This is a genomic window from Sphingobacterium sp. SYP-B4668 (assembly GCF_027627455.1).
Taxonomy (GTDB): Bacteria; Bacteroidota; Bacteroidia; order Sphingobacteriales; family Sphingobacteriaceae; genus Sphingobacterium.
In genome coordinates, this window is sequence record NZ_CP115483.1 from 1,285,016 (window position 1) to 1,305,920 (window position 20,905).

Below are 20,905 nucleotides of genomic sequence, written 5' to 3' on the forward strand. Positions count from 1 at the left end.
ACGGATAAAAATCAAATTCTATATGAATTAAGGATTGATTAACCATTTATTTACATTTAATTCACATCAAATCTTTAATATTGATTTTTAATATATTAAATTAGTGAATATATCTTGTTAGTAGTGGCTGATCAATTTCCTGTCCTTAATCGCGAGCTAAGTTGGCTGCAGTTTAACGAACGCGTGCTTCAAGAAGCAGCCGACGAAACTGTCCCTTTGCTGGAACGTATTAAGTTTCTTGCCATATATTCCTCTAATTTATCCGAGTTTTATAGTGTTCGTGTTGCAATTCTCCATCGTATGGTGGAAAATGAACTTAAGAACAAAAAGATAGGCTTCAAACCTAAGAAGATACTGAAGCAAATCCAGCAGAGTGTCTTGAAATTAGATAAAAAATTCGACTATCTCTTTGATCAGGTGCTGACCAAACATCTAGAAGAAGAGAATATTAATATTTTGGAAGCCGATGATTTGACCGATGATCAACGTACATATTTGCATACCTATTTTCAGGATGAAATTCTGAAGCACCTTATACCAATATGGGTTAGTGATGCATTCTTTCCAAATGTCAATGGGCGCACCCTGCAGTTTATGGTCAAGCTTACGCATAAAGGCAAAGAACGCTTATCCATCATCGACATTCCTAAAAACACGGTCAGTCGGTTCCATCGAGTCCCTAATAATGAAGGGCAGCATGAGATTATCCTGTTGGACGATATTATTCTGATGTTTCTGGAAAACGTATATACAGCCGTGGAGTTTGATGATATTTCTGCCTATCGGTTTCAGATAACTCGGGATTCTGAACTTGACTTAGATGTCGATCGAAGCGACAAATTTCTGGAAGTACTGAAGAAGAGTCTTGTCGATAGAAAGAAAGGTAAGGTGATTCGTTTGGAATATGATGCTAATATGCCTCCGTCACTGTTGAGCTATCTAGACGCTCATTTAGAAGTGGATGACGATGGATTCATTCCGATGAATCGATATATGATTTTTAGTGATTTCATTGATTTCCCAATCGGCAATCGATTGGATTTAGCTTATGAACCGGTCCTTCCTTTGGCAATTGCTGGGCTAGATATCAATAAAAGCCTTTTCAAGCCTATTAAGAAAAGAGACTATCTTATCCACTTACCATACCAGACTTACGATTATGTATTGCATTTCATCCGAGAGTCTGCTATTGACCCCTCAGTTGAAGAAATCAACATTACGTTATACCGAGTTGCAAACAATTCGAATATTATTAACGCACTCGTTATTGCTGCCAAAAACGGAAAGAAAGTAAATGCATTCTTGGAAGTCAAAGCTCGATTTGATGAAAAAGCAAATTTGTATTGGTACACAAAGCTTGAAGAAGCTGGGGTGAATGTCTATTTAGGGAATGTCAATATCAAGCTACATGCTAAGTCCTGTCTGGTATATCGTAGGGAAGGAAAGAGAAGAGCAGCTTATACCTATTTATCTACGGGAAACTTTAACGAAAAAACTGCACGCATATATTGTGATATAGGACTATTTACTGCCAATAAAAACATCACAAGAGATCTTAAGCGTTTATTCGCAGGATTAAAAAAGAGTGTATATTATGACAACTATAACACGTTGATTACCGCCCCTTTGTCAATGCGGGGTGTTTTCTATGAAAAAATAGACAAGCTAATTCAATTAAGCCAACGGGGGATACGCGTATCGATGGTTCTCAAGATGAATAGCTTGACGGATGAAGATATCATTCAAAAATTATATATCGCCAATAATGCCGGAGTCCGCATACATTTGATTGTTAGGGGAATGTGCTGCTTGATACCCGGTAAGGTGGGTTTTAGTGAGCATATCTATGTGATGAGTATTGTCGATCGGTACTTGGAACATGCCCGGGTATGGCTATTTGACTACGGCGATCACAATGAAATCTATCTCTCCTCGGCCGATTTGATGACACGAAACCTAAATAGGAGAGTGGAAATCGCTTTCCCGATTGTAGATTCCAACCTCAGAACTGAGATTTATAATCTCATGCAGATTCAGTTGAAAGACAATACTAAAGCTAGGATTATAGATGCGCAACAGAAAAATAGATACAAAAGGAGTCCAGTTGGGCAATCGAACAGAGCGCAGACAGATACCTACGAATATTTAAAAGATAAATTAGAAATTTTGTGAGATACGCAGCCATAGACATCGGGTCGAATGCAGTACGTTTACTGATAGCAGATATAGACCAGAGTAAAGAGAAAATTGATTTTACTAAAAATACTTTATTACGCGTACCCCTAAGATTAGGCGACGACGCTTTTATTCAGAAGCATATTTCGGATGTCAAGTTTAAGGATATGGTTAGCACCATGACTGCTTTTAAAAATTTGATGGACGTCTATCGTGTTACGGATTACATGGCTTGTGCCACCTCAGCGATGCGTGATGCTTCCAATGGCCAAGATGTAGTAAGCGCATGTAGTAAAGTTGGTATCGATATTCAAATTATTGACGGAGCTCTTGAGGCAGAGATTATATATAACAGTCACTTGGAGCAAGATTTGGATAGAGACAAGGTGTATTTGTACATTGACGTAGGAGGTGGTAGTACTGAGCTCTCGTTGTTTGCAAATGCCAAATTAGTTGCTTCCCAATCATTCAACTTAGGTACTATTCGTATTTTGGATAATCAAGATAAGCCAGAGACATGGGAAGATATGAAGGAATGGGTGAAAAATAATACCAAAATGTATAAGCAAGTATACGGAATAGGAACGGGGGGTAACATCAATAAATTGTCCCGTCTGGCAAATGATAAGGTAGATAAGCCTATGTCTTATGCTAAACTAAAGGCTATTTACACACATCTAGCTTCCCATTCGCTGAAGGATAGAATAAATGTATTGGGTCTTAAGCAGGACCGTGCAGACGTTATCATTCCCGCTGCTGAGATATTTCTCACAATTATGAAAATTGGACATCTCAAAACCATCGTAGCACCAAGGGTAGGTTTGGTTGATGGAATCATCCAAACTTTAATTGGCAGAAATCTTCGAGATAAAAAATCTGTGTAAAAGATGATATTTAAGTTGCAGGTTTAGAAAAAAGCACTATTTTTGCATCTCAATAGTCCTCAAGCCCAGGTGGCGAAATTGGTAGACGCACCATCTTGAGGGGGTGGCGCCTGTATGGGTGTGGCAGTTCGAATCTGCTCCTGGGCACAAAAAAAAGTAGAGCGGTAAGGATTTCCTTACCGCTCTACTTTTTTATAGTTTGTTGGCCTTTGCCGTTATCTCTGCGATGTCGAGTACCTGTATATCCGATTCTTTATCTTTTATCTTAACACCGTCCCGTAGCATAGTCATGCAAAATGGACAGGCAGCCGCCACAATTTGCGCTTCGGATTCGATGACATCTTCAATCCGTTCGATATTGATGTCTTTGTTCCCAGGTTCAGGTTCTTTGAACATTTGTGCTCCACCAGCCCCGCAACACAGACCGTTGCTGCGACATCTCTTTAGTTCTACCAGTTGAGCATCCAATACTTCTAGGGCCTTTCTAGGGGCCTCGTATACCTCGTTGGCCCTACCCAGATAACAAGGATCATGATAGGTGATCTTTTTCCCCTTGAATTCATGACCGTCACTTGGTTTGAGCTTACCTTCATCAATAAGCGACTGAATCAATTGAGTATGGTGTATGACTTCATAATGCCCTCCTAGTTGTGGATATTCATTTTTAATGGTATTGAAGCAGTGCGGACATGCCGTTACTATCTTTTTGATTTCATAACCATCTAAAATCTGGATATTCATCATGGCCTGCATCTGAAAAAGAAACTCATTGCCAGCTCGCTTAGCTGGGTCACCAGTACAACTTTCCTCAGTTCCTAAAATAGCGTATTTGAGTCCGACATGACGCAAGATCTTACATATATCGCGGGTAATGCGTTGAGCTCGCTCATCAAAACTTCCAGCACAACCTACCCAGAATAGAATTTCTGGGGATTCGCCCTTATTCACCAGCTCAGCAACAGTGGGTATATGAAATTGATTTTCCATAATTTTTTAAGCTAACATTATTGATTCGTCCAATTTGCCCGATCCGCTTGGGAATATTTCCAAGGCGCACCGTTGTTTTCCAAATTGCCTAGCATGGCGTTGACACTTGCTGGGGCTTGGGATTCTTCCATGACAGCATACTGCCTTAATCCCATAATGATTTCCAACGGATTGATATTGACGGGACATTGCTCTACACAAGCATTACAGCTCGTGCAAGCCCATATCTCTTCCCTGGAGATGTATGTGTCTATTAAAGCGCGGCTGTCATCTTTAAAGCTTCCATTTTGATCGATGTTTTTGCCAACCTCTTCCAATCGGTCGCGTGTATCCATCATGATTTTTCTTGGAGATAGCAATTTTCCGGTGATATTGGCTGGACATGCTGCGGTACACCGTCCACACTCGGTACAGGTATAGGCATCCAGCAGATTCTTCCACGTGAGGTCATGTATATCCTTTACTCCAAATCTGGCTGTAGCATCCGTTTGGGGAGGTGTAAAGGTTGGGTCTAGCATAGCTTTGACTTCATTGGTGACAGTTGGCATATTCTCAAATTTCCCTTTCGGTTCCAATTTGGAAAAATAGGTATTAGGAAAAGCCAATATGATATGTAGGTGTTTGGATATGGGAAGATAGTTTAAAAACAACAATACCCCCACAATATGAAACCACCATGCTCCTCTTTCCATTATAATCAACCCCGTGATGTTGTCTGGCAATACGTTGATGAGTAAGGAGCTGATAGGAAATGCGCCTGTCTGATGATAGTGGGGTGCTCCAAGCGTTTGTAATTTGTAGTCAGCGGCATTCATCGCTAGAAATGCCGACATGAGAAGAATTTCCGTAACCAGAATCAGAATAGCATCTGTTTTCGGCCAATTGTTGAGCTCTTTGTTTTGAAAGCGTTTGATATTCAATATGCTTCTACGGAGGAGAAAAATCACACATGACAACAGTACTGCAAAAGCTAAGATTTCAAAAGCGTAGATAATAAAATTGTAAAACTCACCCACGAAAGAGAGCACACGATGGGTACCGAATAGACCATCGATAACAATTTCAATCATTTCGATGTTGATGATACAGAAGCCGGCATAGACAAAAAAATGAAGTAGCGCAGGAATGGGCTTTTTGAACATTTTTTGTTGACCAAAAGCTACCAAAAGCATCGTTTTGATGCGCGCGCTACGATTACCAAAACGATCTACTGTTCGGCCTAATTTAATATTTCGTACGATTTTCTTCGCATTCTTGATAAAGAAAATAAGGGCAACAATAAGCAGTATTGCAAAAATGAGTTGACTGATCATAACAATTCTACATCAGGTTATACACAAATATATAATAAAATAAATACTATGCATGCATAATAATCAATTTAGAACGGTTAAAAATATAAAAAAAGGGGGGATAACATCGTTATCCCCCCTTTTTTTATATTTTTAAATCCAACTATTTAGCTGCAGGTGCTGCTGTCGCGGGAATTCCTAATTTCGTTTTAACATCAGTAGTTAAATCATCGCCACCAGCAAAATAAGGGATGTTAGTGCTTGAAATGTCAAATACATATGCATATCCTTTTGCTTTAGCAACATCATTTACGGCTGTCATTACTTTGCGCTCGATAGGTTGGTACAATTCTTCTTGTTTCTTACCAATGTCTTCTTGTGCTACGCGTTGAATATCTTGGATGCGACCTTCAAGCTCACGTAGTTGAGTTGCCAATGTATTTAATTCCGCATCCACAGTCTCTTTATTCGCTTCGCTACGGTTACGTGCTTTATCATTCGCCGCAGTCTGTTGCTTTTGGTACTCGGCATACATATCCTGTAATTCTTTTGTTTTGGCATCTTGCAATGTCTTTAGCTGATCTTGTGCCGTTTTAAACTCTGTCGTACCTGAGATTATATCACCAAAATTGATATGTCCGATTTTTTGTTGTGCATTTACCAATTGAGTGGAGATAAACAAACCTGCTACTAATGCCGCACTTTTTACTAAATTTTTCATTCTTTTCATGTTAATCTTTTGTCCTGCTCTTGATTAAAGAAGCAGACGATGTTTATTTTGTTTAAATAAATTTTTGTTGTCTTGTTACTACCTGTCGCAATGATAATAAAAAAAAATTATTTTACAAGTGATGCATCAGGTTTAAATCCCAATTTAGTAATGATTTCATTACTTTTATCCAGTTTAGGATTAGCATAAAGGAAAGTGACTTCATTTCCTTTGTCAAGAACGATATCCAATCCTTGATTACTTGCTACATCTTGTATCGCTTTCGCTACACGGTCTTGGATTGGTTTGATGAGTCTAATACGTTGTTGATATAGTTCACCCTCATATCCGAATTTTTGACGTTGAAATTCTTTTGCCTCTTTTTCCTTTTTGACGATTTCATCTTCTCTTCTACGACGCATATCTTCATTCAACAATACTTGGTCATTTTGATAGGCTTTGTATAGCTTTTCAATCTCACCATACTTGTTATCAACCTCTTCTTGCCATTGTACGGAAAGATCGTCTAGTTGTTTCTGCGCTGATACGTATTCAGGAATATGCTTTAAGATATATTCCGAGTCCACGTAAGCAAATCGTTGAGCAAACGCCCCTGACGTAGTCAACGTTAAAAAAGCAAGGATTATAAATATTTTTTTCATTTCTATGTAGATAAATCGTTAAACAATAATCTTTTTTATATGACAATTTCTATTCCAAAAAGTTTAATGGACTAGAATCCGCCCATGTTTTGCATGATACTAAATGTGAAGTTTTGTTTCCATGAACTTTCCGGTAATCCAGGAATAGGATCAAATGCGTGACCATAATCAATACCTAGCATACCGAATATCGGTAAGAAAATACGAGCACCCACACCTGCTGTACGTCTAACCTTGAAGGGGTTGAATTCGCTGAATTTGTTCCACGTGTTACCTGCTTCGGCAAATGCCATGACGAATACTGTAGCCTGTTCATTTAACATGACCGGATGTCTCAACTCGATTTGGTATTTGTTATAAATTGGACTACCTGAGTTGATTGCAATTTGTTGATATCCATTCTGCGTACTCTCTGGGATGATAACACCATTTGCATATCCCCTGAGCGCGATAATTTCCGAACCTTGTAAGAAGTCAAAGCCTTGCATACCGTCTCCTCCTAATTTAAAGCGTTCGAAGGTAGATGTCTCCGTTTTGTTGGTATAGTTGCCTAAGAATCCGAATTGTGCTTGTGTCTTCAAGACCAATTTACCAGCAATCTTGATATACCATTGGGAGTCGAACTTCCATTTGTGATACTCTGTCCATTTATATTTTTCTTCTTGTGGGGCAGTTTTGTAGTTGATGTTGTTCCATGCCGAATATGGAGGCGTCAATTGTACTGAGAATTTAATATTAGATCCCGATGTCGGATAGATAGGGGCATCCACTGAATTGCGACTAATCTCCTGTGTAATGTTCATGTTGTAAGCAGTACCATTGGAGAATAAGAAATAGTTTCCATAATTCTGCAATTTATAACGCTGGAAAGACAATGAGGTATTAATCTGGAAGTAGTTATCTGGCCATTCAAGACGTTTACCCAAAGTGGCTGTAACCCCGGTCATCCAGATACGTTGTAGTTCCGAGTCTTTTACCATTTGTTCGCCCGTGTAGTAGTTGAAGCCTCCATAGGAAGAACTGGAAGTATAAGCGCTCAACCCAAAGTAAATTGGTTTTTTACCACCTAACCACGGCTCGGAAAATGAAAAGCTGTAAGACTGGTAGCGCTTACCAGATGTTTGACCACGTACACTTAGTTTTTGTCCGTCTCCACGAGGCAAGGGCTTCCATGAACTTTTATCAAAGAAATTACTAGTCGAGAAGTTATTAAATGTCAGACCCAATGTACCGATGATTTGCCCTGCTCCGTATCCACCCGATAGTTCCACTTGATCCGAAGGTTTTTCGGCCACATTATAAAGTACGTCTACTGTACCCTCTGCGTGGTTAAGGTTGGTAGGTACAGGGTTTGTCTTTTGTTCATCAAAGTTTCCGAGTTGAGCAATCTCACGAACGCTTCTCATAATCAAGTCCTTGGAAAATTTCTGCCCCGGTTTGGTATAAATGGATCTCAAAACGACCTTATCATTCGTGACATCATTACCCTTTACGATGACATTGTTGATGGTGTATTGTGCTCCTTCGTACATGCGGATTTCTACATCAATGGTGTCGTTGTATATCTTGGTTTGTACAGGATCTACAGAAAAGGTCAGGTATCCATCATTCATATATAGGGATGAGATATCGTCGCTATTCCGAGTAGGACCTGAAAGCTTAGTTACCAATTTTTCTTCACTGAATACATCTCCCTTTTCAATTCCTAAGATAAGGTTCAAGACTGAATCCGTGTACTTGGCATTACCAGACCAGCTGATATTACCAATATAGTACTTAGGACCTTCATAGATTTCCATGTCTATGACAACTTCATTAGCGTCGTACTTTTTGACTGAATCACTTATGATTTCAGCATCACGATAACCTTTGTCATGTAGTTTAGCTATCATCTTTTCCTTAGCCTCTTTATACTTCTCGTCCTTGAATTTTCCAGGACCGAAAATGCGGTACCATTCACGTTGCTTCACCCCTTTGAGTGATTTTCTCAAGGCACGTTGAGAAAACTCTTTGTTCCCCGTGAAATTAATCTTGCGAACCTTTACCTTTTTATTTCGTGCTACGTCCACGACCAGTATTTCGTTATTCGCTTGTGTGGTATCTTTGATAGTACTTGTCTTAATCTCAGGATATAAATAAGCTTTCTCTCTTAAGAATCGTTGAATCGTAAATCTTGTCGTGTTAATCAAATTTTCATTGACAATCTTGCCCGTATTACTGTTCAGTCGTTTGCGTACTTCCTCCGTTTGGCTTTTGCTCAATCCGTTTATATCGATACGAGTCAGACGAGGGCGTTCTTGCACCTTGATATTGAAATAGATGTTGTCACCGTCTACACGGTCAGCATATAGTTGTACATCGTCGAATAGCCCTTGAGCCATTAAGTTCTTAATTACATTCGCTGTAGCATCACTTGGTACTTCGATATGTTGACCTACGACCAGCTTCGATAATGTGATTAGGATATCATTTTCCAGGAATTGTGTCCCGGTGACAGTTACTCCACCAATGACATAGTCTCTAGGAGTTAAGTAGCTTATTTCGTCAGGGTTACTCAGATTAATAGGTTTGTTACCTGTGATCTGAGCAGAGGCTGAGTAAGAGTAAACCGAACTAATAAAAGATATTAAAAATACTATACGCTTCATCTATAATTTTTTATCGATGCTAAAGTACACCAATCTGTTGTTAAATTTTGTTAAAAGAAAATATTGCTAAATTGTTATCCAGCAACACATTTTGCGTGCAAAGTTAATCATTAAGATTATAATTGCTCACTTGTTTTTCCGAATCGTCTTTCGCGTTGCTGATAGTTATATATACATTCAAATAAATCTTCTCGGGTAAATTCAGGCCACATTTTGGATAGGAAGCTCAATTCAGCATAAGCAATCTGCCAAAGAAGGTAATTGCTTATCCTTTGCTCACCACTGGTGCGGATGAGAAGGTCTGGATTTGGCATATCAGCTGTATAGAGATTATTGGAAATGACTTGTTCATCAATCTGATCTATGCTCATTTTGCCATCTATGACTTGTTGACATATACGTTTTGTGGCATCTACTATTTCCTTTTGTGAACTGTAGCTAAGCGCTAACGTTAGTACACAAGCTGTATTATTAGCTGTTAAAGCAATGGTCTCTGCAAGCTTTGACTGACAGTTTTTAGGTAATTTTTCGATATCACCAATGGTTTGTAGGCGAATACCATTGTCTTGGAATGTTTTTATTTCCTTATTTAATGTGGAGACCAGTAGTTCCATCAATGCGAGCACTTCCAATTTTGGACGATTCCAATTTTCGCTGGAAAAGGCATAAAGGGTCAGATACGGTATACCCAATTCCACTGCTCCTTCCATTGCTTCGCGGACAGCAGATACGCCATTCTGATGACCAAATATTCTTAATTTGCCCAATCCCTTTGCCCATCGACCGTTACCATCCATGATGATAGCAACATGCTCGGGTAGATTTTGTAGGTCAACTTTATCTTTGATACTCATTTTTCTAATTCATTGTACACTTACCACCAGTAACATTTTTGACTTATAAAGGTATAAGTTAAGGTCAGGCCTAGAGTCATATAGCCATCATGTGGGCGACCGTCACCTCTTAATTTGCCTTTGTTGGTTGCCCAGTTTCCGCTTCTATCGGCTAGGTCTTCCCAAAGGCCGATACCTATTGCAGATCCCGGCCCGGCAGTAGGTCGAGTTGTTGCATAATTTTTACTGACATTGTCAATATTGTCAGATAGTACTGTTCGATATCCCAGTTCAGCTCCTATACTCCAAGGACCTTTAATATTATATTTAAACCCGAATCCAAAGGGGATAGCTATCGCTATTTTACCGTATGTTGTAGGATTCTGCTCTACGTCGTACTCTAGTTGCAGCTCCCCCAGAGCCTGTTTGTCGCCAGAGGCGAACGTGACATAAGGGCTGTGATAAATTCCTGCAATACCTGCAAAAAGATACGGAGTATAGGTCAGTTTGTTCTTGCCAGGAACAAACTTAAAAAAATTAAACTCTCCAACCACAGAAAATTCGACTATCTTATTTTGGAAACTGAGATTGCGATTTTGATGAAATTCACTTGATTTATCCTGGTCCGAACCATACACGTGTAAGAAGTTAACACCTGCCTTTATCCCCCACGTAGGGTCAAAATTGTACTTTCCACTCAATCCTCCTCCCATGCTCCTGAGGTAGAATGGATTGTCGGGATTAATATCTCCCATATACCCAGTTGTTCCAATGTTGGCCCCTGCTTCCCATTGCTGAGCGCACAAATTGCTGATTGGCAAAAGGCCAATAATGGTTAGAAAGGTGTAAACCAATTTTTGCAAAGCAGTTTTTTTGCGGTAAAGATAATGTATTTCGACCAATAGATACTTATTAAATGTTGTTAAAATACATTAAATCCAAGTAGGCAATTCGCCCAAATCTAGTAGTTTCTGACATCTATTCCCCAAAGTAGTTTTTCCCTCAGTGTACTGAAATAGCCATCGTTACTCAACCGTATCAGATTGATGGAAAAGGGTGCTTTTCTAATTTTTAGTTTTGTAGTCGTAGAAAGAGTTTCATTTTGGGAGTCGCAGCTTAGAATATATTTGCCCGTTCTACTCTCAATTTCCAATTCCAATTCAAATTCCGAAGAAATGACGATGGGCCTTACATTTAAATTGTGTGGTGATATAGGGGTGATGACAAAATTGCCACTTCCAGGCATCATTATTGGTCCTCCACAGCTTAGAGAATAAGCTGTAGAACCCGTGGGAGTAGCGACAATCAAACCATCGGCCCAATAGGCATTGAGCAATTCCCCATTAATCCGCGCATTTACGGTAATCATTGCCGAACTATCATACCTGAACACCGTAATGTCATTAAGAGCAAAATTCCTACCCTTGAATAAATCTATGTCATCGGCCTCCACCGTCAATAGAGCCCTTTTCTGAAGCGTGTAAGATTTGTTTATGATTTGGGTAAGTGAGTCCTCTATATCGATTTTATTAATTGTCGCCAAAAACCCCAAGCGTCCAAAATTAATTCCTGCAAGTGGAAGCCCTGAATCTTGGACGATTGATACGGCAGATAGCATCGTGCCATCTCCACCTAGGCTAAGCATGAATTCGATATCTGTCGGCAGGTCACTGTGGGACGTAAAAGTCGGTAGATTTTCTTGACAGGGGAATTGACTTCTCAAAAAGATGTAAAAATCTTGATAGATATAGATATCCGCCCCTTGTCGTTTTAGAAAATCGAACAATTGTTGGACAAACGGTAGTACCGAAGGATTGAACTCTCTTCCGTAAATCGCTATTTTCATTGGAGTACAGGTATGTATTTGTGTCTACTTCTACTGGTATTCATGAGCTTTTACACTCGTATTCTTTTTAGCAATAATAAAGTTTGCCTACGACAGGCAGGGACTCTATACAATATTTTTCAAAGATGGGAAAAAGCAGGCGCATATTAAAGGTTAAGATAATTCATCAATAAGTCGTAGCGTTGTTGAAGGTCATTTTCGTCGTTTCCGTCATTAAATGTTGCCTTAACAACATAGTCAAAGCGCCAAAGAGTGGATACCAGAGAAGCGATATTTGTTTTGTTTACTTTAATGGTCAATTCCAGCTTCGACGAGTCCGGGAGCGTTTTGATGGCCGTGCTAAGGATGTTCGTATTATCCGACTCAATAATGTGGGCGATGTGGGAGAGGGCATTGTCCTTTGCTCCAATCTCCAGAACAATGATCGCACCGGACTCATTGTTTGATTGCAATCCATTCAATGCCTGAATGACATCTACAGCTGTAACAACCCCTACATATTTATTCTCTTTGTTAAGTATTGGTAGGATATCAGCTTTGTAATTGCTTAGATAAAGCAAGGCATCATATACGTGCTGGTATTCATATAAGTAAAGGGGAGCGAGGTTGAGTTTCATGTTTTTAATGATATCGTCCTCGTCCTCATGATTTAAAAGCTCATCCTCTTGAACAAGCCCCAAAAATTCATTATTAGATACTACGGGAAGATATGAAAGATGAAATTCAGCCATCTTATCCAAGCCCTTCTGTACTGTATCTGAAGGATGGACCTCACAAAATTTTTGAGATAGTATTTCGCCGATATACATGGTTCCTATTTCTTATATACTTTTAAACAATCCAAATTGCAAAACGTTTAATCTGGATATTGTTTTACTACGAAGTTAAGCAATATGTCAGTATCTGCAATAGTTACGAAATGTATTTAATCGTTAATTTTGATTCATCACATGGCTTGAGCTATGTAGGTCTTGATAGTTTTTGTGATACGTGTAGGACAAAGCACTTATTAGAGTAGCTCCAAGTTCATATAGGTCGTACCCAGAAGAAGAATAACATTTGTTAAAAAAAGCAAATTTATCTAAGTTTACAAATCAAAACCGAATCGACTAAATCATACATATGCAGGTGGACGAACAGAAGAAGTTTATTGAAGTAAGAGAAGTAATCCGGAAGAAGAGTCCAAAATTAGCAAAATGGATTCCTTCACCCCTCATTAGTTATTTAGAAAGAATTATTCATGAAGATGATATCAATTATATCATGAATAAGTTTGAAGATAAGTATGGTCTTGACTTCGTTGACGCTTTATTGGAAGAGCTGGGCGTGGAAGTCGTATTAGAGGGAGTGGAGCATATCCCCACGAGTGGGAGTGTCATATTCGCGTCCAACCATCCTTTGGGTGGCCTTGATGGCGTTGCTTTTATGCATGCTGTAGGTCAATATAGAAGAGATGTCAAGTTTTTGGTCAATGATATATTGCTAAACATCAAGAATCTTGAACCGCTCTTTATTCCTGTGAATAAACTTGGAGGGCAGGGAAAAAGTGGTATGGAAATGATTGAACGGGCATATGCTGGCGAAGATGCCCTATTGGTCTTTCCTGCCGGACTAGTTTCTAGGAAACAGAATGGTATGATTATGGATTTAGAATGGAAAAAAAGTTTTATCAATAAGTCAAAAAAATATCAAAAGGATATCATTCCAGTATATATTGACGGTAAGAATTCCAACTTTTTTTATAATTTTGCTCGACTCAGGCATAAACTAGGTTTAAAAGTGAATCTCGAGATGTTGTATCTACCCGATGAGATGTTTGCCCAACGGAATCATCGCGTGACAATTAGGATTGGAGAAAGGATTCCTTATACTTATTTTGATACATCAAAAAGTGAAAGGGAATGGGCTCAAGAAATGAAACGATTGGTCTATAGTATGGCTGAGGTAAAAAAATAATCTATGCAAGAAATTATTGCTCCCGTTGAGAAGCATCTGATAAAAGCAGAATTGACAAAGGATGCTTTTATTCGTTATACCAACAATGGAAATAATGAAGTTTATCTAATTAATAATCATAATGCCCCGCATGTCATGCGGGAGATTGGGCGTTTACGTGAAGAGACATTCAGGGCCGCTGGCGGAGGAACTGGCTTGGCTCTGGATATCGATGAGAATGATATCAGTGAGGATTGTTACGATCAACTAATTGCTTGGAATCCTGAAGAAGAGGAGATTATCGCCGGTTATCGCGTTATAAAATGCGAGGCAGCCAGTTGGAAAGATGGTGTCATCAATCTTTCTACCGCCCACTATTTTAATTTTTCGGATCAATTTATCAAGGAATATTTGCCCTATACGATTGAATTAGGACGCTCATTTGTTCAACCTCGATTTCAACCGGCTATCGACAATCGCAAAGGGATATTTTCTTTGGACAACCTTTGGGATGGACTAGGTGCGTTAGTGATGATCAATCCTGAAATCAAATATCTTTTTGGCAAGGTGACCATGTATCCGCATTACAATGTGGAAGCACGTGATTTATTACTCTATTTTATGGAGTATTATTTTCCCGACCATGAAAATTTAGTCACACCTATTCATCCTGTTGGCTATAAGACCGATATTAGTCCATATATGGGGATTTTTGATGGCTTGGATTATAAAGAAGGATATAAAGTGTTGAATTCGAAAGTTAGGGGATTGGGCGAAAATATTCCACCACTTATCAATACCTATATGAATCTATCGCCCACAATGAAATCTTTTGGAACAGCTCGCAATGATGAGTTTGGAGAAGTAGAAGAGACGGGAATTTTGGTGACGATAGCCGATATATATCCTGTGAAGAAGGAGCGTCACATGTCTACCTTTGAACGAGATCGCGAATATGGAAACCCTAAAAAAGTTAAATAATACAGGGGTGGTTTAAGTATTTACCACCATGCCTGTATGTGGGAGTGTAAACTGGCCCTGATTAAAAAACTTGGTCTTTGTAGGTGTGCGTATGTCCCTTCGTATTCAGAGAATGTAGAAAGGTTCGGCCAGAACTAACAGCTCAGAAGATAATTCTTTCCCATTTTTGGTTGAACTCTAGCCATTTTTAATAACCCTGCTGTTCAATATTCGTCTGGTAGATGGCTTTCCGCTCTTTTATCTTTCAGAGCGATATAGCGCATGGAAGCGTGGATCTGGGGAGGCCCTTGAATCCATCAATACCAGCGATTAAGATTTCTTAAACGCCACGTGTTTTTTGATTAGTGAGTGCCGAAAGCCAAAATTCGGTACAATCGTTTTCAACCATATAAAGTCCTAAAACATCTTTTTTACCTTCAATGGGTTAGTATCTTTTATTACTAATAGGGTGGCGGACTGAGTTTAAGCTATTTTTAGTACCATGTGATATTTTGTAACGCGAACCGTAATTAATATTAAAAATCATACTCTTCTTTTTTTAGTTATTTTTTTTATTTTTATAGTTGCCTATGAAAATTCTGTTTTTTAAGTATCTGGTTTTGTGTTTATTGCCTTCTTTCATAATTGGAGGAGAGGTGGGAGCCCTGCATCTTTTGAAAGCCGGGTATCTAGAGAACCCAGTATCGACAATTGGAACCGATCTATCAGTGGGGTATGCGAATTACTTCTTTCCAAGAAGCAATTCGCCGGTGTCTGTTCCATATGATACGGCGAGGACGATTGTTGTTCCAAAAGAAAGTGTTGGAGTAAATTTTGAGGAGTTGATAGCTAAGGTGCGGTACTTGCCTTTGGAATTTACACCTGAAAGTTCGGTTAAGTCAGTGACCAAGCTACTGGTTGGAAAGACAGTCATAGTGATTTGGGATCGACAAAGTGACGCTGTATTGCTTTTTGACAAAAAGGGCAAGTTTATCTCCAAGTTAGGAAGCCTCGGTAAGGGACAGGGTGAGTATCTTCAAATATTCGATATCGCAATAGACGAAATTCAAAAATGTGTTATTATAGGAGATATGGAAAAACGATCGATGCTTTATTTTGACTTTAAAGGATATTTTTTACGCAATAGTACCGTGAAAGACCTTATGAAGTCAGGGATAGCTTTTACGACCTATAATCAGGCATTGATATTCAATAGGGGATACTATAATTTTGATGGCCATTATCTTGGTGTATTCGATCAAGACAGTCTTACACTAAAGACCGCATTGATTCCGTATCGATTTACCAGCCTGCGAGGAGCTGATTTTTTAGATAATTTCTGTCCGTTTAATGATAAGCTTTTTTACCTCGCTCCTTTTACCAATACCATTTACGAGGTCGATAAGGATTTTGATACCCGACTAGTGTACAACATTACTTTTGAGAATATGGGCAGTAATCCCGATTTTAGAGATATAGATGCGCAGAAATTCAATAATATAAAAGAATTTTATGAGTACTGTCAAAAAAAAGGTTATCTCTTAAATATGAACCGACTTAAAGTCACGGATAATTATGTCCATTTCTCATTTGGGGATAATACGTATAGTAATACCTTTTCAATAATGCAAAGTGTTTTTTTTAGAAAAGCGAACGGTAAGACGAAACTAATAAGCGGAGTTAAGCCAAGTGCAAATGACTTCTGGTCTACTATAGTAGCTGTGGATGGGAATGAATTTGTATCGGTTATTTCGAGTCCAAATGATACTGCAAAAAGCAAAGGTTTAATAGTAACGGACGTGAGCAAAGGCAATCCCTGTCTCGCTTTTTACACCTTGAACGATTCGTTATTCCAGTAAGCCTCGGAATAGTTAGGGTATGGTCTAAAAGTCCATTTTCTTGACCAGATGTCTAAATAGTAATCTAGGATTCATAAGGTTGACCATTTCCCGACTAGACAGGGAGGACAAGCTTCTCGGTAATGCTAGGTGTTCCCTCATGCAGATAATCGCTGCAAACATTTTGAACTAAAAAATTATCTGTCACTACATCGCAGAGATTTTCTGTGCAGTATGCTATCTTGTGCTTTTTTGGAGATGTCAGAAAGCAAGTATGGCGTTGCCATATTACCCCATGATTTTGAGTAAATAGATTTTGTGTCGAGTAGACATTAGATGCATCTGGCGGTAATAATAATGAATAGCGAATTACGATGCCAATTACACGTATCATGATTGCAAATCATGTAGGGATTATGTAAGTATTATGTAGGTGTAATGTAGGTAAATTATCCTATGTTAAAGGCGCATAATCATCGTATAATAGATACGATATAATTTCATATTTCTCACCTTAATCGATGATTGGCTATTAAGCAGATTTAGAACTTCAAGGACAAGTTCGAATAGAAACTAATATCGGTGACTAGAATTCTTATAAATTGGATGAAGAGAAGAGAGAGAAAAGTAGTTAAGCAGGCCGCCCTTTATAAGCGCGACTTGCTTGATTCATTTGGTATGGTCCCATAACATTTCTATATGAGGGATGTCGTCTTCCAGATATTCTTCAGACACTTTCATAAAGCCGAAGCCTTCATAGAATTGCTGTAGATAACTTTGTGCACTGATTCGGATATTAATAGGGCCGTATTGCTCAACGGTCGCGTCAATAGCTCGTTTCATCAATTCTCGACCGAAGCTCAGCCTTCTATATGCCCGATTGGTCGCTACCCTCCCAATTGAGGCTTCGGGATAAGAGACTCCTGGTGGTACTATCCGAGCATAAGCGACGATGTCCTGATCCAACACTCCCCACAAATGAAGGGATTGCGGGTCTTTGTTGTCACAGTCTTGGTAAGCACAATCCTGCTCTACTACGAAAACTTCATTTCTGAGCTTGAGGATATAGTACAGTTGGGAGACTGATAATTCATCGAAGGACTTACAAAACCAAATAGGCGTGATATGTTTCCGCATAGATTAAGAAAGGAGACTTTTGACAACTTCAGATATCGTTCTTCCGTCTGCTTGTCCAGCGAGTTTTTGATTAGCAGTACCCATCACTTTTCCCATATCTTTCACGCTTGTGGCTCCCAATTCTTCAATGATTGCTTTTATGATCGTTTCAATTTGACCACGGTCGAGTTGTTTGGGAAGGTATGTCTCAATTACTTCTAATTCCTCCATCTCGATTTGATAAAGATCTTCTCGATTTTGAGTTTTATATATTTCCGCAGATTCCTTACGTTGTTTCACTAATTTTTGCAAAACTTTTATTTCGGCATCCTCATTGAAGGTGTCGATATTTCCTTTTTCGGTTTTTGCAAGTAGAATCGCAGCTTTAATCGCTCTTAAGCCCCGCAATTTTGCACTGTCTTTGGCAATCATCGCTGCTTTGATATCTTGATTTATTTTTTCTTCTAAAGCCATGATATGTAATGTTTGAATTATGAATATTTTATTTTTTTCTTTTATGAATAACCCCTGAAGAGCTTTTCTTGTTTTATCCTTATTTTCCTCTATTCACGATAGTACCTGTTGCTTGAGCTGTAGGCATTATCAATAAATCGTTGATGTTGACATGTGGAGGTCTGGAGAGTACAAATGCGATTGTATCTGCGATATCCTTTCCGCTTAACGGCTGCAAATCTTGATATACAGCAGCAGCCCGCTCCGTGTCTCCGTGAAAGCGCACCTCGGAGAATTCTGTCTCTACCATTCCTGGGTTTATAGCTGTCACTTTTATCCCTTTGGATAATAAATCTATACGCATTGCTTTGTTCAAAGCGTCCACTGCGTGTTTGGTAGCGCAATATACATTTCCGTTGGGGTACACCTCCTTCCCTGCGATAGACCCCAGATTGACAATATGCCCTTGACCTCTTGCTACCATCAGCGGGGCCACAGTTCTAGTGACATATAGCAATCCCTTAATATTAGTGTCAATCATCCTATCCCAGTCCCCAATGTCACCACTTTGGATTGGGTCCAATCCCTGGCTAAGACCAGCATTATTGATTAAGACATCAATCTGTTGCCATTCATTTGGGAGGTTTTCAAAGGCCTGTTTGACCTCTTTTGCATTCCGGACATCTAGCTTGAAGATGTATATATTGATATCCTTATGTTTTTCAGTTATTGATTTTTTTAAATCTTCCAATCGTTCTAGGCGACGGGCACAGAGCAGTAAGTCGTAGCCCTCATCGGCTAGTACTTGCGCACATGCAGCTCCTATTCCTGAGCTAGCACCTGTTATCAGGACAATTTTTTTCATTGGAATCTATTTGTTTAGTCGTTCATTGTATAATTTACCCCTCAAGGCAATCGCACTGCCTTATGGTATGTGTTTATTTTTCTCCATATTGGAAGAATTAGCTAGTATCCTATTATTGAAAAATTAAACTAAAATAAATGTTTCGGAGCAATGTTTTATCCAACGGAGCCATGAAATGGTTTCCTTTTGTTAATTGGTGGTCACGATCGAGGATACTTCCAAAGCTTTGGGAGAACTTAAGTTCTGGAGAGACCTTGAAATGTGTGAAGAAGATATCTGCTCCGATTCCCGCTTCCCATGATAGGTAGTCAGGCTTAATAATAATAGGGTCAGGCGAAGTTTGGTTGCTTTCCACTAAATCTTTATATTCCTGTCCTTGTTGACTCCATTTTGTCCATTTGACGCCACCAAGTATATAGCCTCTGTATCTGTTGAATTTATTTTTCAATATTTTTTCGTCCGATCTGAATTTTAGACTTAAGGGGAACTCGAAAGAATTAAAGTTTGTTCCTTTTTCGGAACGGGAAATATGGCGTTGTCTTCGTTGTATGGTAGGGACGGATGTGCCATCTGCTAATTGCCCATCATAGAGGATGCTTGAGCCATTGATAAACACAAAAGTAGGGCTAAAGGTGGTATACAAGTTGTCCGTGAGCCTAACGTGCATGGGGATTCCCACGCCCATTCCATGACCTACTCCAGACTTTATCGATGTGAGGTTGTCTATTTTCTTATAACCTGGTGGATAATCGAGCTGGTAGTCCTGCCAATTTTTCTTTAAGCCAATGACATATCTAGAATTAACATAGGAGTAATGTATTCCAAAGAGGATAGTCGCATTTTCATCATACCTCGAGGAGAATGGTAATGAAATAGATTGCCCAATAGAAAAGAAAGGCAATAGGATAACACACCCTAATAAGGCTAGCTTTTTAATCATTTCGTGGCCACATAGATGGTACAAATCCCAAAAGTTTGAGGTCTTACCAATGTTTCAGAAAATCCTACTCTAGACATAATGGTCGCAAATCGATCCCCATCAGGGAATTGAGCGACGGATTCGGGTAGATACACGTATGCACTGTTATCTTTCGAAAAGATTTTGCCGATAAGTGGCATCACTTTATGAAAGTAAAAATTATAGAATTGTTTGATGGGAAATGCCTTGGGATTTGAGAATTCGAGTATAATCGCTTTGCCTCCCGGTTTTAAAACCCTACAGATATCCGCTAGGCCTTTTTCTAAATTTTCGAAGTTGCGTACGCCAAATGCTACCGTTACGGCATCAAACATGTTATCTTCAAACAAGAGACGTTCAGAGTCACCAAGTTGAACTTCGAACTGCGATTCGAGATTACGATTCTTTATTTTTTCTTTTGCAACTTCCAGCATTCCAGCAGAAATGTCGACCCCTATTATTCTTTTCGGATTCAGTATCTTGATGGATTCAAACGCGAAATCTCCGGTGCCAGTTGCTACATCCAACATGAGCTGGGGTTGAAGGGACTTTAATGACCTGATTGCTTTTTTACGCCAAATAATGTCGATGCCAAGTGAGAAAAAGTGATTTAGGAAATCGTAAGTTTTTGAAATGTTATTGAACATATCAGCGACTTGCTTTTTTTTACCGCCTTCAGCGTCTTTATAAGGTTTTAAAGTTTGAGAGTCATTTGCCATAGTACAAAGATACAATATTATCTTT

At 39.1% G+C, this 20,905-nt stretch carries 19 protein-coding genes and 1 tRNA gene; 6 read left to right on the plus strand and 14 right to left on the minus strand.

Annotated elements, in window-relative coordinates:
* The first annotated feature begins 123 nt into the window (after positions 1 to 123).
* From ppk1 to OQ289_RS05650, 3 genes are all read left to right on the plus strand, one after another.
* Positions 124 to 2,172 carry a polyphosphate kinase 1 gene (gene ppk1, locus OQ289_RS05640; protein WP_270089776.1) on the plus strand — a complete coding sequence of 683 codons (2,049 nt, stop codon included), beginning with the start codon at positions 124 to 126 and terminating at the stop codon, positions 2,170 to 2,172.
* A complete protein-coding gene (locus tag OQ289_RS05645) occupies positions 2,169 to 3,059 on the plus strand; it encodes a Ppx/GppA phosphatase family protein (protein ID WP_270089777.1) in 891 nt (296 codons plus the stop codon). The genes ppk1 and OQ289_RS05645 overlap by 4 nt, the downstream gene beginning before the upstream one ends.
* A 63-nt stretch (positions 3,060 to 3,122) precedes the next feature.
* Positions 3,123 to 3,206 (plus strand) — tRNA-Leu (locus tag OQ289_RS05650).
* A gap of 45 nt (positions 3,207 to 3,251) precedes the next feature.
* On the opposite strand, the gene OQ289_RS05655 is transcribed toward OQ289_RS05650, so the two are convergent.
* The 9 genes from OQ289_RS05655 to OQ289_RS05695 all read right to left on the minus strand — a co-directional run bounded on the left by OQ289_RS05655 (position 3,252) and on the right by OQ289_RS05695 (position 12,845).
* On the minus strand, positions 3,252 to 4,046 hold the full coding sequence (locus tag OQ289_RS05655) for a (Fe-S)-binding protein (protein WP_270089778.1): 795 nt from the start codon (positions 4,044 to 4,046) through the stop codon (positions 3,252 to 3,254).
* 17 nt (positions 4,047 to 4,063) lie between these two features.
* Positions 4,064 to 5,359: a (Fe-S)-binding protein gene (locus tag OQ289_RS05660; RefSeq protein WP_270089779.1), complete on the minus strand. Its 1,296-nt coding sequence runs from the start codon at positions 5,357 to 5,359 to the stop codon at positions 4,064 to 4,066.
* Between the two features lie 142 nt (positions 5,360 to 5,501).
* On the minus strand, positions 5,502 to 6,059 hold the full coding sequence (locus OQ289_RS05665) for an OmpH family outer membrane protein (protein WP_270089780.1): 558 nt from the start codon (positions 6,057 to 6,059) through the stop codon (positions 5,502 to 5,504).
* A 116-nt stretch (positions 6,060 to 6,175) separates the two neighbouring features.
* Positions 6,176 to 6,709, minus strand: a complete 534-nt coding sequence (locus OQ289_RS05670) for an OmpH family outer membrane protein (protein ID WP_033565272.1) — start codon at positions 6,707 to 6,709, stop codon at positions 6,176 to 6,178.
* 71 nt (positions 6,710 to 6,780) lie between these two features.
* Positions 6,781 to 9,357 carry an outer membrane protein assembly factor BamA gene (bamA, locus tag OQ289_RS05675; RefSeq protein WP_270089781.1) on the minus strand — a complete coding sequence of 859 codons (2,577 nt, stop codon included), beginning with the start codon at positions 9,355 to 9,357 and terminating at the stop codon, positions 6,781 to 6,783.
* Between the two features lie 116 nt (positions 9,358 to 9,473).
* Positions 9,474 to 10,211 carry an isoprenyl transferase gene (locus OQ289_RS05680; RefSeq protein WP_270089782.1) on the minus strand — a complete coding sequence of 246 codons (738 nt, stop codon included), beginning with the start codon at positions 10,209 to 10,211 and terminating at the stop codon, positions 9,474 to 9,476.
* Positions 10,212 to 10,231: 20 nt separating this feature from the next.
* Positions 10,232 to 11,053, minus strand: a complete 822-nt coding sequence (gene porG / locus OQ289_RS05685; protein ID WP_270089783.1) for a type IX secretion system protein PorG — start codon at positions 11,051 to 11,053, stop codon at positions 10,232 to 10,234.
* Between the two features lie 98 nt (positions 11,054 to 11,151).
* Entirely contained in the window at positions 11,152 to 12,036 is an 885-nt protein-coding gene (locus OQ289_RS05690) for an NAD kinase (protein WP_270089784.1), read from the minus strand.
* Between the two features lie 146 nt (positions 12,037 to 12,182).
* Positions 12,183 to 12,845 (minus strand): CBS domain-containing protein, encoded by a 663-nt coding sequence (locus OQ289_RS05695; RefSeq protein ID WP_270089785.1) that lies wholly within the window; start codon positions 12,843 to 12,845, stop codon positions 12,183 to 12,185.
* 313 nt (positions 12,846 to 13,158) lie between these two features.
* On the opposite strand from OQ289_RS05695, the gene OQ289_RS05700 reads away from it, so the two are divergent.
* The 3 genes from OQ289_RS05700 (at position 13,159) to OQ289_RS05710 (ending at position 16,790) form a co-directional block, all read left to right on the plus strand.
* Positions 13,159 to 13,992: a 1-acyl-sn-glycerol-3-phosphate acyltransferase gene (locus tag OQ289_RS05700; protein ID WP_270089786.1), complete on the plus strand. Its 834-nt coding sequence runs from the start codon at positions 13,159 to 13,161 to the stop codon at positions 13,990 to 13,992.
* Positions 13,993 to 13,995: 3 nt separating this feature from the next.
* Positions 13,996 to 14,952, plus strand: coding sequence for a GNAT family N-acetyltransferase (locus OQ289_RS05705; protein WP_270089787.1), 957 nt, complete (start codon positions 13,996 to 13,998; stop codon positions 14,950 to 14,952).
* Positions 14,953 to 15,521: 569 nt separating this feature from the next.
* Complete coding sequence (locus tag OQ289_RS05710; protein ID WP_270089788.1) at positions 15,522 to 16,790, plus strand: 6-bladed beta-propeller; 1,269 nt, start codon at positions 15,522 to 15,524, stop codon at positions 16,788 to 16,790.
* Positions 16,791 to 17,438: 648 nt separating this feature from the next.
* Here the strand turns inward: OQ289_RS05710 and OQ289_RS05715 are convergent.
* The 5 genes from OQ289_RS05715 to ubiE all read right to left on the minus strand — a co-directional run bounded on the left by OQ289_RS05715 (position 17,439) and on the right by ubiE (position 20,880).
* A complete protein-coding gene (locus OQ289_RS05715) occupies positions 17,439 to 17,906 on the minus strand; it encodes a GNAT family N-acetyltransferase (protein ID WP_270089789.1) in 468 nt (155 codons plus the stop codon).
* A gap of 3 nt (positions 17,907 to 17,909) precedes the next feature.
* Positions 17,910 to 18,359: a GatB/YqeY domain-containing protein gene (locus OQ289_RS05720; RefSeq protein WP_270089790.1), complete on the minus strand. Its 450-nt coding sequence runs from the start codon at positions 18,357 to 18,359 to the stop codon at positions 17,910 to 17,912.
* Positions 18,360 to 18,438: 79 nt separating this feature from the next.
* Positions 18,439 to 19,203 (minus strand): SDR family oxidoreductase, encoded by a 765-nt coding sequence (locus tag OQ289_RS05725; protein ID WP_270089791.1) that lies wholly within the window; start codon positions 19,201 to 19,203, stop codon positions 18,439 to 18,441.
* 112 nt (positions 19,204 to 19,315) lie between these two features.
* A complete protein-coding gene (locus OQ289_RS05730; protein WP_270089792.1) occupies positions 19,316 to 20,143 on the minus strand; it encodes a PorT in 828 nt (275 codons plus the stop codon).
* Positions 20,140 to 20,880, minus strand: a complete 741-nt coding sequence (gene ubiE, locus OQ289_RS05735; RefSeq protein ID WP_033565260.1) for a bifunctional demethylmenaquinone methyltransferase/2-methoxy-6-polyprenyl-1,4-benzoquinol methylase UbiE — start codon at positions 20,878 to 20,880, stop codon at positions 20,140 to 20,142. The genes OQ289_RS05730 and ubiE overlap by 4 nt, the downstream gene beginning before the upstream one ends.
* Positions 20,881 to 20,905: the final 25 nt, after the last annotated feature.

Bases quoted from the DNA above. Each gene is read 5' to 3' on its own strand.
- OQ289_RS05655 (WP_270089778.1), bottom strand. From the start codon at position 4,046: ATGGAAAATCAATTTCATATACCCACTGTTGCTGAGCTGGTGAATAAG.
- OQ289_RS05660 (WP_270089779.1), bottom strand. From the start codon at position 5,359: ATGATCAGTCAACTCATTTTTGCAATACTGCTTATTGTTGCCCTTATT.
- OQ289_RS05665 (WP_270089780.1), bottom strand. From the start codon at position 6,059: ATGAAAAATTTAGTAAAAAGTGCGGCATTAGTAGCAGGTTTGTTTATC.
- OQ289_RS05670 (WP_033565272.1), bottom strand. From the start codon at position 6,709: ATGAAAAAAATATTTATAATCCTTGCTTTTTTAACGTTGACTACGTCA.
- bamA (WP_270089781.1), bottom strand. From the start codon at position 9,357: ATGAAGCGTATAGTATTTTTAATATCTTTTATTAGTTCGGTTTACTCT.
- OQ289_RS05680 (WP_270089782.1), bottom strand. From the start codon at position 10,211: ATGAGTATCAAAGATAAAGTTGACCTACAAAATCTACCCGAGCATGTT.
- OQ289_RS05690 (WP_270089784.1), bottom strand. From the start codon at position 12,036: ATGAAAATAGCGATTTACGGAAGAGAGTTCAATCCTTCGGTACTACCG.
- OQ289_RS05695 (WP_270089785.1), bottom strand. From the start codon at position 12,845: ATGTATATCGGCGAAATACTATCTCAAAAATTTTGTGAGGTCCATCCT.
- OQ289_RS05700 (WP_270089786.1), top strand. From the start codon at position 13,159: ATGCAGGTGGACGAACAGAAGAAGTTTATTGAAGTAAGAGAAGTAATC.
- OQ289_RS05705 (WP_270089787.1), top strand. From the start codon at position 13,996: ATGCAAGAAATTATTGCTCCCGTTGAGAAGCATCTGATAAAAGCAGAA.
- OQ289_RS05710 (WP_270089788.1), top strand. From the start codon at position 15,522: ATGAAAATTCTGTTTTTTAAGTATCTGGTTTTGTGTTTATTGCCTTCT.
- OQ289_RS05715 (WP_270089789.1), bottom strand. From the start codon at position 17,906: ATGCGGAAACATATCACGCCTATTTGGTTTTGTAAGTCCTTCGATGAA.
- OQ289_RS05720 (WP_270089790.1), bottom strand. From the start codon at position 18,359: ATGGCTTTAGAAGAAAAAATAAATCAAGATATCAAAGCAGCGATGATT.
- OQ289_RS05725 (WP_270089791.1), bottom strand. From the start codon at position 19,203: ATGAAAAAAATTGTCCTGATAACAGGTGCTAGCTCAGGAATAGGAGCT.
- OQ289_RS05730 (WP_270089792.1), bottom strand. From the start codon at position 20,143: ATGATTAAAAAGCTAGCCTTATTAGGGTGTGTTATCCTATTGCCTTTC.
- ubiE (WP_033565260.1), bottom strand. From the start codon at position 20,880: ATGGCAAATGACTCTCAAACTTTAAAACCTTATAAAGACGCTGAAGGC.